Consider the following 14,006-nt stretch of genomic DNA (forward strand, 5'->3'; position numbering starts at 1 on the left):
GGACCCCGCCCGGCCCGACATCCCCGGAAGGCGTCACAGCGTGACCATGCCTCTTGCCTGCGACCAGCGGGAACTGGACCTGCAGTATTCGCCGAGCTCGCGCGTGGCCGACATCGGCGTCTACCTGGAGGAGTACGCGGCGCGCAGCGCGCGGGCGCGCGAGCGGCTCGGCGGCCGGCTCGGCGTCGTGTACGGCCCGCGGCCCGAGCAACGGCTCGACCTGTTCCCGGCGGGCGGGGACGGCACGCCGACGCTGGTGTTCGTCCACGGCGGCTACTGGCAGGAGCTGAGCAGGCACGAGTCGTCCTTCCTGGCGCTCGACCTGGTGCCCAGGGGCGTCTCGGTCGCCGCGCTCGGCTACGGCCTGGCGCCCTCCTACCGGCTACCGGAGATCGTCGCCATGGTCGCCGACGGGATCCGGTGGGTCTGCGGGAACGCACCCGGGCCCGTCTACCTGTGCGGCATGTCCGCGGGCGCGCACCTGGTCATGATGGCGCTGCTGGAGGCCGGATGGGACCCGCGCGGCGTCGAGCCGTCCGGCGCGATCCTGCTCAGCGGCGTCTACGACCTGGAACCGCTGTGCGGGACCTACGTCAACCGGGCGCTGGGCCTGGACCCCGTGACCGCCCGCGCGTGCAGCCCGATCCACCGCGTGCGCGCCGGGCTCGCGCCGCTCGTCGTGGCGCGCGGCGAGAACGAGACCGGCGAGTTCGCCAGGCAGCAGACCGCGTTCGTCGCCGCCGTACGCGCCGCGGGCGGCCGGGTGACCGACCTCGTCGTGCCGTCCAGGAACCACTTCGATCTGGTCTTCGACGTGGGCGACAAGGAAACCGCGCTGGGTGATCATCTGGTCCGGATGATCTCGACGTGACCTCGAATTCGCGCAAGGGAGCCTGGAAATGTCATCGGAGATTATCGACCGCGCCGCAGGAGCCGGCCTGGACCCGGACACGCTGCGCCGCACGCTCTCCGAGCTCATGGGCATCGAGCTGACCCAGGACGACGACGACAGCAACGTCTTCGAACTGGGCCTGCAGTCGATCGAGCTGATGCGCCTGGCCAACCGGCTCAACCGGGCCGGCGCCGAGGTGACGTTCGCGCAGCTCGCCGACGACCCGCGCCTGCGCGCGTGGTCGGACCTGCTCGCGGGCACGGTGGTCGCCGAGCGGCCCGCGGCCACCGGCCCCGGGCCGCACGACAGCTCGGTCTTCCCGCTGACGCCCGTCCAGCAGGCCTACCTCATCGGCCGCGCCGGCCACCAGCCGCTCGGCGGCGTCGGCTGCCACAACTACCTGGAGTTCGATCTGGCGCGCGTCGAACCGCACCGCCTGGATCGGGCCGTGCGCCGCCTCATCGAGCGCCACCCGATGCTGCGGGCCTGCTTCGTCGACGACGCCACCCACCGCATCCTCGCCGAGTCGCCGTGGCCGGGCATGACCGTGCGCGACTGGCGCGACCTGCCCGCCGAGCAGGCCGAGGCGGCGGCGCTCGACCTGCGTGCCCAGCAGGCGCACCGGGTGCTCGACGTCAGCCGCGGCGAGGTCCTCGACGTGCACCTGACCCGGCTGCCGGGCGGCGTCGACCGGCTGCACTTCAACGTCGACCTGCTCGTCGCGGACCTGGCCAGCTTCCGGCTGATGCTCATCGAACTGGCCGCCCTCTACGACGACCCCGGCAGCCTCGGCGAGCTCACCTACAGCTTCGGCCGCTACCTGGCCGACATGGCCGAGGTGCGCCGCCCGGAACGCGAGCGGGCGCGCGCCTACTGGCAGCGGCGCCTCCCGGAGCTGCCGGGAGGCCCCAGGCTCCCGCTGGCCGTCGAACCCGAGGCGGCGGGCGTGCCCCGGTTCGCGCGCCGATACTTCGAGCTCACCGGCGGCGAATGGCAGGTCCTGGAACGGCGCGCGGGCGAGGCGGGGCTGACGCCCGCCGCGGTGCTGGCCACGGCCTACTCCCTGGTGCTCGCGCGCTGGAGCGGCGACGACCGCTTCCTGCTCAACCTGCCGCTCTTCGACCGCGACCTCGACGCCCACCCCGAGATCGGCGGCCTCGTGGGCGACTTCACCGGGCTGCTGCTGCTGGAGGTCGACCTGGCGGGCGAGGGCTTCGCCGAGCGTGCGCGCGCCGTCCAGCGGCGGCTGCACGAGGACATCGGGCACGCCTCCTACACCGGCGTCGAGGTGCTGCGCGACCTGGCCCGCACCGACAGGGACGCGCCCCGCACGGCGCCCGTCGTCTTCTCCTACGACCTGTCGGCGCCGCTGATCCCCGACGAGTTCGCGGCCCGCTTCGGCGACGCGACGTGGATGTTGTCGCAGACGCCGCAGATCTGGCTCGACCACCAGATCTACCGCACCCGCGACGGCGGGGTGCGCCTGGTCTGGGACGCCGTCGAGGCGCTGTTCCCGGCCGGGATGCTGGACGCGATGATGGCGGCCTACCAGGGGGTGGTGCGCGGGCTGCTCGACGGGGACTGGGAGGGCGCGCCGCGGATCGAGCTGCCTGCCGTACAGGTCGCGACGCGGGCGGAGGCCAACACGCGGGTGCGCGCGATGAGCGGCGGCCTGCTGCACACGGCGTTCTTCGAGCGCGCCACCGAACGGGCGGGCCGTCCCGCCCTCCTGTGGGGCACCGACGGTGCGGCAGCGGCCCCGACCGGCGCTTCGCCCGAGGCTGCGGGCGGCTCGACGGGCGGGGCGACGGGCGGGGCGATGGGCGGCTCGACGGGCGGGGCGATGGCTCATGATGAGCTGGCGCGGCGGGCGCTCGCCGTCGGCGGCGCGCTGGCCCGGCGCGGCGTCGGGCGCGGCTCGACCGTCGCCGTCATCGCGCCCAAGGGCCCGGACCAGATCGCCGCCGTCCTCGGCGTGCTGGCCGCCGGAGCCGCCTACGTGCCCATCGGCGTGGACCAGCCCGCCGAACGGCGCGCCCGCATCCTGGAGCTGAGCGGCGCCCGCGTCGTCCTCGACGGCGCCAGGCTCCCCGGCACGCCCGGCGTCGAGACCCTCCCGATCGGCGACGCCCTGCGAGCGCGTCCCCTCGGCGCCCCCGTGCCCGCCGACCCCGGCGACCCCGCCTACGTGATCTTCACCTCCGGCTCCACCGGCCTGCCCAAGGGCGTCGAGCTCAGCCACCGCGCCGCCCTCAACACGGTCGAGGACATCAACGAACGGTTCGGCATCGGCCCCGCCGACCGGGTGCTCGCCGTGTCCGCGCTCGACTTCGACCTGTCCGTCTGGGACCTCTTCGGCCTCCTCGCCGCCGGCGGCGCGGCCGTCCTGGTGCCCGAGTCCGGCCGTCGCGACGCCGCCGCATGGCTGAGCTTGTGCCGCGCCCACGGCGTGACCGTCTGGAACACCGTCCCCGCCCTGCTCGACATGGCGCTGACCGCCGCCGCCGACGCGCCGCTGCCCGGCACGCTGCGCCTGGCGCTGCTGTCCGGCGACTGGATCGGCCTCGACCTGCCCGCCCGCCTGGCCCGCGCGACGGCCGGGCGCTGCCGGCTGATCGCGCTCGGCGGCGCCACCGAGGCGGCGATCTGGTCCAACGCGTTCGAGGTCGCCGAGGTGGAGGAGGGCTGGCGTTCGATCCCGTACGGCACGCCGCTGCGCAACCAGCGCTTCAGGGTGGTCGACGGCAGGGGGCGCGACTGCCCGGACTGGGTGCCGGGCGAGCTCTGGATCGGCGGCAGCGGAGTCGCCCTCGGCTACCGGGGGGACCCCGAGCTGACCGCCGCCCGGTTCCCCGTGCACGAGGGCGAGCGCTGGTATCGCACCGGCGACCTGGGCCGGTACTGGCCTGACGGGAATCTGGAGTTTCTGGGGCGCCTCGACCATCAGGTGAAGATCAACGGCTTCCGCGTGGAGCTGGGGGAGATCGAGTCGTGCCTGCAGGCGGATCCGGCCGTGGCCCAGGCCGTGGCCATGGTGGTGAGCGAGGGGCGCAAGGAGGTGGTGGCGGCGGTCGTCGAGACCCCGCCGTCGCCTATGCCCACGGTGCCTGAGGGTCCGCCCGTGACCTCGGGGGACCTGTTCCTGCCGCCCTCCCACGGTGGGGAACCGGCCGAGCATCACCTGGTGGAGATCCTGCTCGCCGAGCTCCTCGCCCCCCGGCTCGCCGCGCCGTACGCCGGGGTCTGCGACGAGCAGCGGCCCGTGCTGGACCTCTGGCTCGCCTACCTGGCCCGGCGTTCGGTGCTCGCCCGCACGCCCGGCGGGTTCGAGCGGGGCCCGCGCTGGGACGAGGTCACCGGCGCGGCATGGGTCGAGCGGGTTCGCCAGGCCGCCCAGGGGACCAGGCTCGAGCACGTCGTCACCGCTCTGGAGTGGTCCGTGCCCCTCTACGCCGCCATCCTGACGGGCGAGGCCGACGCCACGGCCCTGCTGGACGACCCGGTCCTCGCGCCCGAGGCGCTCAACGACCTGATGCCCGCCACCGCCCGCTGCCTCGCGGCGATCGCCGGCGACCTGCGCGCACGTGGCGCCGAGTTCCACACCGTCGCCGAGTGGGACGTCACGGGCTGGCTCAGCGCCGCCCGGCTCCTCGCCGCGCTGGACGAGGCGCCCGGCGACGACGGGCACGGCGATGACGGGCACGGCGATGACGGGCAGGTCACCGAAAGGCGCGTCGACTACACCCTGCTCGGTTCCTCGGGCCCCGCCCTGGCCAAGGCCGAGAAGGCCCTGCGCGAGGAAGGCCACGAGCCCCAGGTAGCCGTCCAGGGCACGGCCGCGATCGACGGCCGGCACGTGCACACGTTCGACGCCGTCGTGGCGGTCAACGCCCTGCACCGCATGACCGACCCCGAGACCGCCGCGGCCACCATGGCCCTGCTGCTGGCCCCCGGCGGCCGCCTCTACCTGCTGGAACGCGCCCACCCGACCCCGCTCGCCCTGCTGACCGCGCTCCCGCTGGAAGCCCGCGCGGGCAGATTCGAGCTGGGCCGCGCGAATGACGCCTGGCTGCACGGCCCCGGCCGCTGGACCCGCGCCTGCCTGGAGGCGGGGCTGACGGGCGTCCGGGTGCTGCGCGCCGAGGACACCGGCGAGATCCTGCTCACCGCCGACCGCCCCGAGACGGCGACGGGCATCGACACCGGACGCCTGCGCCAGCGGGCGGCGGCCCGCCTGCCCGAGCACATGGCGCCCGCCCACTACTCCGTCCTGCCCTCGCTCCCGCTCAGCGCCAACGGCAAGGTCGACCGCCGCCGCATCGAGGAGATCCTGCGCCAGTCCGCCGACCGCCCCCGCGACGTCGGCGACCCGCCGCGCGGCCCCACCGAGCGTTTCGTCGCGGAACGCTGGACGAAGCTGCTCGGCCTGGACTCCGTCGGCCGCGACGAGAACTTCTTCCGGCTCGGCGGCGACAGCCTGCTCGCCACCCGCCTCGTCGCCGAGGTCCGCGGCGCCTGGGGCGTCGACCTGCCGATGCGCGAGGTCATGCGAGCTCCCACCGTCGCCGGGCTGAGCACGCTCATCGACACGCTCGGCGGGCAGGCGGGCGACGACTTCGAGGAAGGTGCCGTGTGAACGCCCACGACCTGCTCGAGGAGTTCGCCGGCGCCGGCATCCGGCTGTGGCGCGAGGGGGAACGGCTGCGCTTCCGCGCCCCGCAGGGCGCCATGACGGAGCCGCGTCTGCGGCAGTTGCGCAGCCGCAAGGCGGAACTGCTCGCCGTCATGACCGACGTGAACGCCACCGGCCCCGCCGTCTGGCAGGACCGGCCGCAGGATCGCGACCAGCCCTTCCCGCTGACCGACATCCAGTCGGCCTACCTGTTCGGCCGCAATCCCGCCTTCGACCACGGCGGCGTCTCCTGCCACCTCTACCAGGAGTTCGACTACCCGGCCGACCTCGACCCCGACCGGCTGCGGCAGGCGTGGGACGGCCTGGTGCGCCGCCACGAGACCCTGCGCACGGTCATCCGCGAGGACGGCACGCAATGTGTCGTACCCGACCCGCCCGCCACCGGCATCGCCGTCGCCGACCTGCGCGAGGCCTCGGCCGAGACCGTCGGGAAGACGATCGCGGGCGTGCGCGACGAGCTGTCGCACAAGGTGCATCCCACGGGGAGACGGCCCATGTACGAGCTGCGCCTGACCCTGGCGCCCGGGCGCAGCGTGCTGCACGTGTCGGTCGACTTCATGGCGCTCGACTGGCTCAGCCTCCAGCAGGTGCTCGACGAGCTGGACCGGCGCTACCTGCGCCCCGGGTGCGAGCTGCCCGCGGTGGAGGCCAGCTTCCGCGACTACGTGCTGGCCGAGCGGCGTCTGCGCGAGGGCGAGCCGTACGCCCGCGACCGGGAGTACTGGCTGGCCCGCCTCGACGAGCTGCCCGGAGCGCCCGCTCTGCCCCTGCGCGACGACCACGACCCGGCACGCACCCCGCCGCGGTTCCGCCGGCTGACCGCCACGCTCGGCGACGGCGTGTGGCGGGCGCTGAAGGCCCGCGCCGCCGAACGCGGCATCACCCCGGCCAACGCGGTTCTCGCCGCCTACGCCGAGACCGTCGGCCGCTGGAGCGCCACCGAGCGCTTCTGCCTCGGGCTGCCGGTGCTCAACCGGATGCCGCTGCATCCGCACGTGGACCGGCTGCTGGGCGACTTCACCTCGCTCAGCGTGCTCGCCGTCGAGCCCGCGGGCCGTACGAGCTTCGCCGGCCGCGCACGCGCGCTCGGCGAGCGGGTCTTCGACGACCTCGACCACCGGCTCTACAGCGGCGTCGAGGTGCTGCGCGAGCTGGCCAGGCGGCGCGGGCGCGAGGCCGGCGTGCTGCCGGTGGTGTTCACCGGCAGCATCGGCGTCGGCGGCGCCGCCGTCTCGGTCGCCGGGCGCGCGGCCCGGCCGTCGTACGGCATCAGCCAGACCCCGCAGGTGTGGATCGACTGCCAGGTCGGCGACCAGTACGGCGGGCTGGAGATGAACTGGGACGTGCGCGAGGGCGTCTTCCCCGACGGCCTGGCCGAGGAGATGTTCACCGCGTTCGAGACGCTCCTGCGCTGCCTGGCCGCCTCGGACGAGACATGGTCGTCGGCCGACCCGCAGCCGCTGCCCCCGGCCCAGCGTGCCGTACGCCTCGCCGTGAACGCGACCGGCGCGCCCTCGCCCGGCGGCCTCCTGCACGAGCCGCTGGCGGAGTACGCACGGCGTTTCCCCGACCGGATCGCGGTGATCGACCCCGCGGGCACGCTGACCTACGGGCAGTGGCTCGGCCGCGCCGCCGCTGTGGCCGAGCGGCTGCGCGCCGAGGGGTGCGAGCCGGGCGACCTCGTCGGCGTCCTGATCGACAAGAGCAGGGAGCAGGCCGTCGGCGTGCTCGGCGTGCTCCTGGCCGCAGGCGTGTACGTCCCCGTCGACCTGGCCCAGCCCGCCGTGCGCCGCGACCGTATCCTCACCGGCGGCGGCGCCCGGCTCGCGGTCGTCGCGGGCGGCGCCGCCGTCCCGCCCGGCGTGACCGCCGTGGACGTGACCGCGGCGGGCTCGGTCCCGTACCTCCCCGCGGCGCCCGCGACGCCGGACACCGGGCTCGCCTACGTCATGCACACCTCTGGCTCGACCGGCGTGCCCAAGGGCGTGATGATCGGCCACCGCGCCGCCGCCAACACCGTGCACGACGTCAACCGGCGCTTCGGCGTCGGCGAGGACGACCGGGTCCTGGGGCTCGCGGCGCTGAGCTTCGACCTGTCCGTCTACGACCTGTTCGGGCCCCCGGCCCTGGGCGCCGCCCTCGTCCTGCCCGACCCCGCGCGCCGAGGCGACCCCTCGCACTGGGCCGACATGGTCTCCCGCCACGGGGTGACCGTGTGGAACTCGGTGCCCGCGCAGCTGCAGATGCTCATGCACTACCTCGACGCCGAACCCGCCGACCTCACGGGGCTGCGGCTGGCCATGTTGTCGGGCGACTGGATCCCGCTGTCGCTGCCCGGCCACGCCGTACGCCACCTGCCGGGGACCGAGCTGGTCAGCCTCGGCGGGGCGACGGAGGCGGCGATCTGGTCGAACTACCACCGCATCCGGCGCGTCGAACCGCACTGGCGCAGCATCCCGTACGGCGTGCCGCTGGCCAACCAGCGCCTCCACGTGCTCGACGGCGCCCTGCGCGACCGCCCCGACCTCGTCACGGGCGAGCTCCACATCGCGGGCGCCGGGCTGGCGGACGGCTACCTCGGCGACCCGGAGCGCACCGCCGAGCGCTTCATCGTGCACCCGGCGACGGGGGAGCGGCTCTACCGCACCGGCGACCTCGGGCGGTACCTGCCGGACGGCGAGATCGAGTTCCTCGGCCGCGCCGACCAGCAGGTCAAGATCCGCGGGCACCGGATCGAGCCGGGCGAGATCGAGGCGGTGCTCGGGGAGCACCCGGGCGTGGGCGCCTGCGTGGTGCTCGCGACCGGCGGCGACGCGTTCGAGCGGGCCCTGGCCGCCTTCGTCGTCCCGGAGCGGCACGCCACGGCCGAGCCGGGCGAGCTCGCCGGATGGGTGGCCGACAGGCTGCCGCCGCACATGGTCCCCGCGCTGGTCCGCATCGTCGAGACGCTTCCCCTGACCGCGAACGGGAAGGTGGACCGCGACCGGCTGCTCGCCGCCGCGCCCGCGCCGGGCGCCCGTCAGGGACGCACGGCGGAACCGCCCCGGCCGGGAATCGAGAGCAGCATCGCGCACCTGTGGGCCGAGGTGCTCGGCGGCGCCCAGCCGAGCCGCGAGCAGGGCTTCTTCGAGGCGGGAGGCAACTCCCTGCTGGCCGCCCAGTTCGTCGGCCAGGTGCGCGAGCGCCTCCCGGAGGCCGCGCAGGTCACCTTCGACGTGCTCCTGCGCGCCCTGCTGGACGCGCCCACCGTCGCCGGGCTGGCGCACTGGCTGCAGGCACGCGCCGACCCGCCGCCGCGGCCCGAGGCAGCCGCGCCCTCGTCGTCGCTCGTGCGCCTGTCGGCAGCGGGGACCGGACCGGTGCGGCTGCTCGTGCGGGACGGCACCGATGACGGCGCGCTCATCGACGAACTCGCCGCCGCAGGCCCGCTGCTGGGAGTCACCGGCGAAACGCGCGCCCACGAGGTACGGCAGGCGGGCCTCGGCACGGTCGAGGTCATCGGCCACGGCACCGGCGCCCCCATCGCCCTCGACCTGGCCAGGGCACTCGCCGACGCGAACGTCAACGTCAGCCGCCTGACCCTGATCGCTCCCGGCCCGGTCCCGGACGAGCCCTACGCGGGCGACATCACCCTGCTCACGGCGTCCGGCACCGGACCGTGGGCCGAGATCTGCCTGGGAGACCTGACGGTTCTCGACCTGCCGGGCGGCCATGACGGCTGCCTGCGCCCCCCACACGTGGCCTGGGTCGCCCACGCCATCACATCGCCGCAGGGAGACCAGCGGTGAAGGTCGTCGTCTGCGGCACCCGCTTCGGCCAGATCTACCTGGCGGCGCTGGCCCGCGACCCGGGGCGCTACCAGCTCGCCGGCATCCTGGCCAGAGGCGGCGCCCGCTCCGTGGCCCTGGCCGAGCAGTACGACGTGCCGCTCTACGACGCGGTGGAGCGGCTTCCCGGCGACGTCGACGCCGCGTGCGTCGTGGTCTCCAGCGCGGTCGGCGGCGGCAGGGGCGCCCAGCTCGCCCAGGAGCTGCTCGGGCGCGGCATCCACGTCCTGCAGGAGCATCCCGTGCACCCCGACGAACTCGCCGCGTGCCTGCGCGCGGCCCGCAAGGCCGGGACCCAGTACGTGCTCAACACCTTCTACCCGCATCTCGAACCGGTCCGCCGCTTCACCGCCGCCGCACGCCGCCTGGTCTCGATGCGCGCACCCGTCTTCGTCGACGCCCTGTGCGCCGTGCAGGTCTCCTTCGACCTGCTCGACATCCTGGCCGGGATCTTCGACGGGTTGCGCCCCTGGAGCCTGTCGGCCGTGGCCGTACCGGGCGGGCGTCCGTTCACCAGCGTGGACGCGCAGGTCGCCGGAGTGCCGCTCACGCTGCGGGTGGAGAACCGCATGCGGGAGGGCGACGACAGCAGCAGCCTGCTGCTGCACCGGATCACCGTCGGCACGGACGCGGGCAATCTCCTGCTGGCCAACACGCACGGCCCGGTGATCTGGAGCCCGGTGCTGCGGCTGCCGTCGAACCCGGACGAGCAGGTCCTGCCGTCCGACGGGCTTGGCGTGACCAGCGACTTCGTCGGACCCGCCGCCGCGCCCACGTGGGCGGGCGCCGTCAACGACGTCTGGGGCGAGGGTGTGGTGAGCGCCCTGGACACCCTGCGCGAGCGCGTCGAGCTCGGCGCGGACCCGCTGCACGGCGGGCAACGGCACCTGACCGTCGCCCGGGCCTGGAAGGAGCTGACCGAGGCTCTCGGCTACCCCGAGGCGGCCAAACCGGAGCCGGGAGAGCCCCTGTCGGCCGCCGATCTCTGAGGTGTGCGGTTGCGCCGCCCGGCCAGACGGAGGATGATAATCGTACGCGTACGAATCTGAGGGGAGAGCCATGAGCGCACTTGATACGGCAACGGCGCCGAGAGAGGCGGATCCCGCCCCCGGCCCGAGCATGGGAAGGCTGCTGCGGCCCCACGCCCGCACCTTCGCCGGCGTCGTGGTCTTCCAGGTGATAGGCGCCCTCGCGGGCCTCGCGCCGTTGCTGGCCGTCGTCGAGCTGGGCCGCACCCTGCTGACACCGGGGCCCGTCGACGAGGCCCACGTGTGGTTCGTGGTGATCGCGGGCGCAGCGGGCCTGTTCGTCCGCCTGGCGTTCACCGCGGCCTCCTCCGGCCTTGGCCACGTGCTCGACGGCAAGGTCCAGCTGACCCTCCGCCGCGAGCTCGCCGCGCATCTGGGGCGGGTGCCGATCGGCTGGTTCTCGCGGCGACGCACCGGTGAGCTGGCCAAGGTGGTGGGGGAGGACGTGAGCGCGGTGCACCCGTTGATCGCCCACGCCCCCGGCGAGCTGGTGGCCGCCTTCGTCGTGCCGCTGGTGTCGCTGGTCTACCTGTTCACCATCGACTGGCGGCTGACGCTGATCACGCTGATCCCGGTGGTGCTGGCCATCGCGCACGTGCCGCTGCTCATGCTCCCCGCGCGCACCCGCGAGCAGGAGGAGTTCGACGGCGCCATGGGACGCATCGCCAGCTCCGTGATCGAGTTCGTGCAGGGCATCGCCGTGGTCAAGGCGTTCGGCGGCTCAGAACGTTCCCACCGCACGTTCCTCACCGCCGTCGACGACTTCGTCGGCACCTTCTCCCGGTGGGTGCGCGGCATGTCCCTGGTCGCCGCGGGCATGCAGCTGGTGCTGTCGCCGCCGTTCGTGCTGCTGGTGGTGCTCGCCGGCGGCACGCTGCTCATCACCTCCGGCAGCCTGGCGCCGGTCGACCTGCTGCCGTTCCTGCTGCTCGGCCTGGGCCTCACCGCACCGGTCGCGGCCCTCGGCCACGGCTTCGACGACCTGCAGGCAGCGGGCCGCGCCGTCGGCCGCATCAAGGAGGTCCTCGGCGTGCCCCCGCTGCCGGAGCCCGCGCGGCCCGTCACACCGAGCGGACACCGGGTGGAACTACGCGGCGTGCGCTTCGGCTACGAAGCCGACCGCGAGGTCCTGCGCGGCATCGACCTGGTCCTCGAACCCGGCACCGTCACCGCCGTCGTCGGACCCTCGGGCAGCGGCAAATCCACGCTGGTGCAACTGCTGCCCCGCTTCTTCGACCCCACCCACGGCTCGGTCACCCTCGGCGGGGTCGACCTGCGCGAGATCGGCAGCCGCGAGCTCTACCAGCGCGTCTCCTTCGTCTTCCAGGACGTGCGCCTGCTGCGCGCCTCGGTCGCCGACAACATCGCGCTTGCGGTGCCGCACGCCGATCCCGAAGCCGTCGTCCGCGCCGCCGAGCTGGCCAACATCCACAAACGCATCCTGCAACTGCCCCGCGGCTACGCGACCGTCCTCGGCGAGGAGGCGGGCCTGTCCGGCGGCGAGGCGCAACGCATCGCGATCGCCCGCGCGCTGCTCGCCGACGCGCCCGTCCTGGTGCTCGACGAGGCGACCGCGTTCGCCGACCCGCAGACCGAGCAGGCCGTACGGCACGCGCTGGCCGGCCTCGGCGGCGACCGCACCATCCTGGTGATCGCCCACCGCCTGGAGACCGTCGCCGACGCCGACACCGTCGTCGTGCTCGACGACGGCCGCATCGTCGAGAGCGGCAGCCCGGGCGAGCTGCTCGAACGCGGCGGCAGATTCGCCGCCTTCTGGCAGGCGCAACGCACCGTCCTCGACGACGAGATCGACACCCTGGGTCACGCAGAGCAAGGAGGCGACCCCCGATGATCCGCATGTTGCTGCGGGTGCTGGGCGACGACTACGCCCGGGCCATGCGCCGCACCGTGGCCCTCATGACCGTCACCGCGGTCGTCGAAGGCCTGTCCTACGCGCTGCTCGTGCCCGTCCTGGCCGCGCTGCTCGGCGACGACCCCGCGCGGGCCGTACCCTGGCTGGCCGGATTCGGCGGCGCGGTCGCCGTCTACGCCGTGCTGCGCTACTTCAGCGACCTGTCCGGCATGCGCGTGGGCACCACGATGCTGCGCGGCATGTACTACCGCCTCGGCGAGCACCTGGCCCGCCTGCCCATCGGCTGGTACGACACCGGCAGGGTCGGCGAAGTGTCGATCATGGCCAGCCGCGGCCTCCTGCAGGCCATGGGCGTGTCGGCGCACCTCCTCGCCCCCTTCGTCTCCGCCTGCGTCACGCCGCTGACCATCGTCGTCGTCATGACCGCCTTCAACTGGCAGCTCGGCCTCGCCGCACTCGTCGCCGCGCCCATCGTCGCCGCCATCCAGGCGTGGACCGCCCGCTCCATGGCCGCCACCGACCACGAGCGCCACACCCGCGACAAGGAGGCGACCGGCCGCGTCATCGAGTTCCTCCAGGCCCAGCCCGTGCTGCGCGCGGGCGGCCGGACCGGCGAGCGCTTCGACCTGCTCGACGACTCCCTGCGCGAGGTGCAGCGCGCCTCCCGCCGCACCGTGCTGACCGTCCTGCCGGGCGCCGTCGGCCTCACCCTCACCGTGCAGGCGATCTTCACCGCCCTGCTGGTCCTGGGCGCCTACCTGGTCATCGGCGGGAGCATCGGGGCGGCCGAGATCCTGACGATCCTGGTGCTCGCCGCCCGGTGCGCCGACCCGCTGCTGTCGCTGTCCGACATCGGAGGCAAACTGCGCGGCGCCCGCTCCGAGCTCGACAGGCTCGACACCGTGCTGCGCACCGAGCCGCTGCCCGAACCCGCCGAACCGCTCCTGCCCGCCGGCCACGACATCACCTTCGAATCCGTCACCTTCCAGCACGCCGGCCGTACGGTCATCGACGACGTCACGCTGTCGCTGCCAGAAGGGCAACGCCTGGCCGTCGTCGGACCGTCGGGCGCGGGCAAGAGCACCCTGCTGCAGCTGCTCGCCCGCTTCTACGACGTCGGGTCGGGATCGGTGCGCGTCGGAGGCGCCGACGTGCGCTCCATGAACACCGAAGAGCTCATGCGGCGCATCGCCATCGTCTTCCAGAACGTCTACCTCTTCGACGGCACCATCGAGGAGAACGTGCGCCTCGGCCGCCCCGACGCCACCGACGCCGAGGTACGGGCCGCCGCGAGCGCCGCCCGCCTCGACGAGGTCGTCGAACGGCTGCCGGGCGGCTGGTCGGCCAACGTCGGCGAAGGCGGCGCACTGCTGTCCGGCGGCGAACGCCAGCGCGTCTCCATCGCGCGGGCGCTGCTCAAGGACGCGCCCATCGTCCTGCTCGACGAGGTCACCTCCGCGCTCGACCCCGTCAACGAGGCGGCCGTGCACGAGGGCATCGAACGGCTCATGGCCGGGCGCACCGTCGTGATGGTCGCCCACCGGCTGCGCACCGTGCAGCGCGCCGACCACATCGTCTTCCTCGACCAAGGACGGCTCGTCGAACAGGGCACCCACGACGAGCTGCTCCGGCGTGGCGGGCGCTACGCCGACTTCTGGAGCATCGCCATGGCGCCGGTCGCGAGCGAATGAGG

Annotated in this window: 6 protein-coding genes; all 6 read left to right on the forward strand. The window is 74.3% G+C overall.

All coding sequences use genetic code 11. The annotated features are described in order from the left end of the window. Window positions 1-46: 46 nt before the first annotated feature. The gene (locus tag HNR30_RS10915) at window positions 47-871 is read left to right on the forward strand and encodes an alpha/beta hydrolase (protein ID WP_181610011.1); all 825 of its coding nucleotides are present in this window, start codon (window positions 47-49) and stop codon (window positions 869-871) included. Between the two features lie 28 nt (window positions 872-899). Further along, the gene (locus tag HNR30_RS10920) at window positions 900-5,528 is read left to right on the forward strand and encodes a non-ribosomal peptide synthetase (protein ID WP_181609643.1); all 4,629 of its coding nucleotides are present in this window, start codon (window positions 900-902) and stop codon (window positions 5,526-5,528) included. Beyond that, window positions 5,525-9,373, forward strand: coding sequence for a non-ribosomal peptide synthetase (locus tag HNR30_RS10925; RefSeq protein WP_181609644.1), 3,849 nt, complete (start codon window positions 5,525-5,527; stop codon window positions 9,371-9,373). The genes HNR30_RS10920 and HNR30_RS10925 overlap by 4 nt, the downstream gene beginning before the upstream one ends. Next, window positions 9,370-10,401 carry a Gfo/Idh/MocA family oxidoreductase gene (locus tag HNR30_RS10930; RefSeq protein WP_220133402.1) on the forward strand — a complete coding sequence of 344 codons (1,032 nt, stop codon included), beginning with the start codon at window positions 9,370-9,372 and terminating at the stop codon, window positions 10,399-10,401. Before HNR30_RS10925 ends, HNR30_RS10930 begins: the two co-directional genes overlap by 4 nt. 70 nt (window positions 10,402-10,471) lie before the next feature. Continuing rightward, complete coding sequence (locus HNR30_RS10935; protein WP_181609645.1) at window positions 10,472-12,292, forward strand: ABC transporter ATP-binding protein; 1,821 nt, start codon at window positions 10,472-10,474, stop codon at window positions 12,290-12,292. Further along, the gene (locus HNR30_RS10940) at window positions 12,289-14,004 is read left to right on the forward strand and encodes an ABC transporter ATP-binding protein (protein ID WP_181609646.1); all 1,716 of its coding nucleotides are present in this window, start codon (window positions 12,289-12,291) and stop codon (window positions 14,002-14,004) included. Before HNR30_RS10935 ends, HNR30_RS10940 begins: the two co-directional genes overlap by 4 nt. Window positions 14,005-14,006: the final 2 nt, after the last annotated feature.

It is taken from the genome of Nonomuraea soli, from assembly GCF_013761175.1.
Classification (GTDB): domain Bacteria; phylum Actinomycetota; class Actinomycetes; order Streptosporangiales; family Streptosporangiaceae; genus Nonomuraea; species Nonomuraea soli.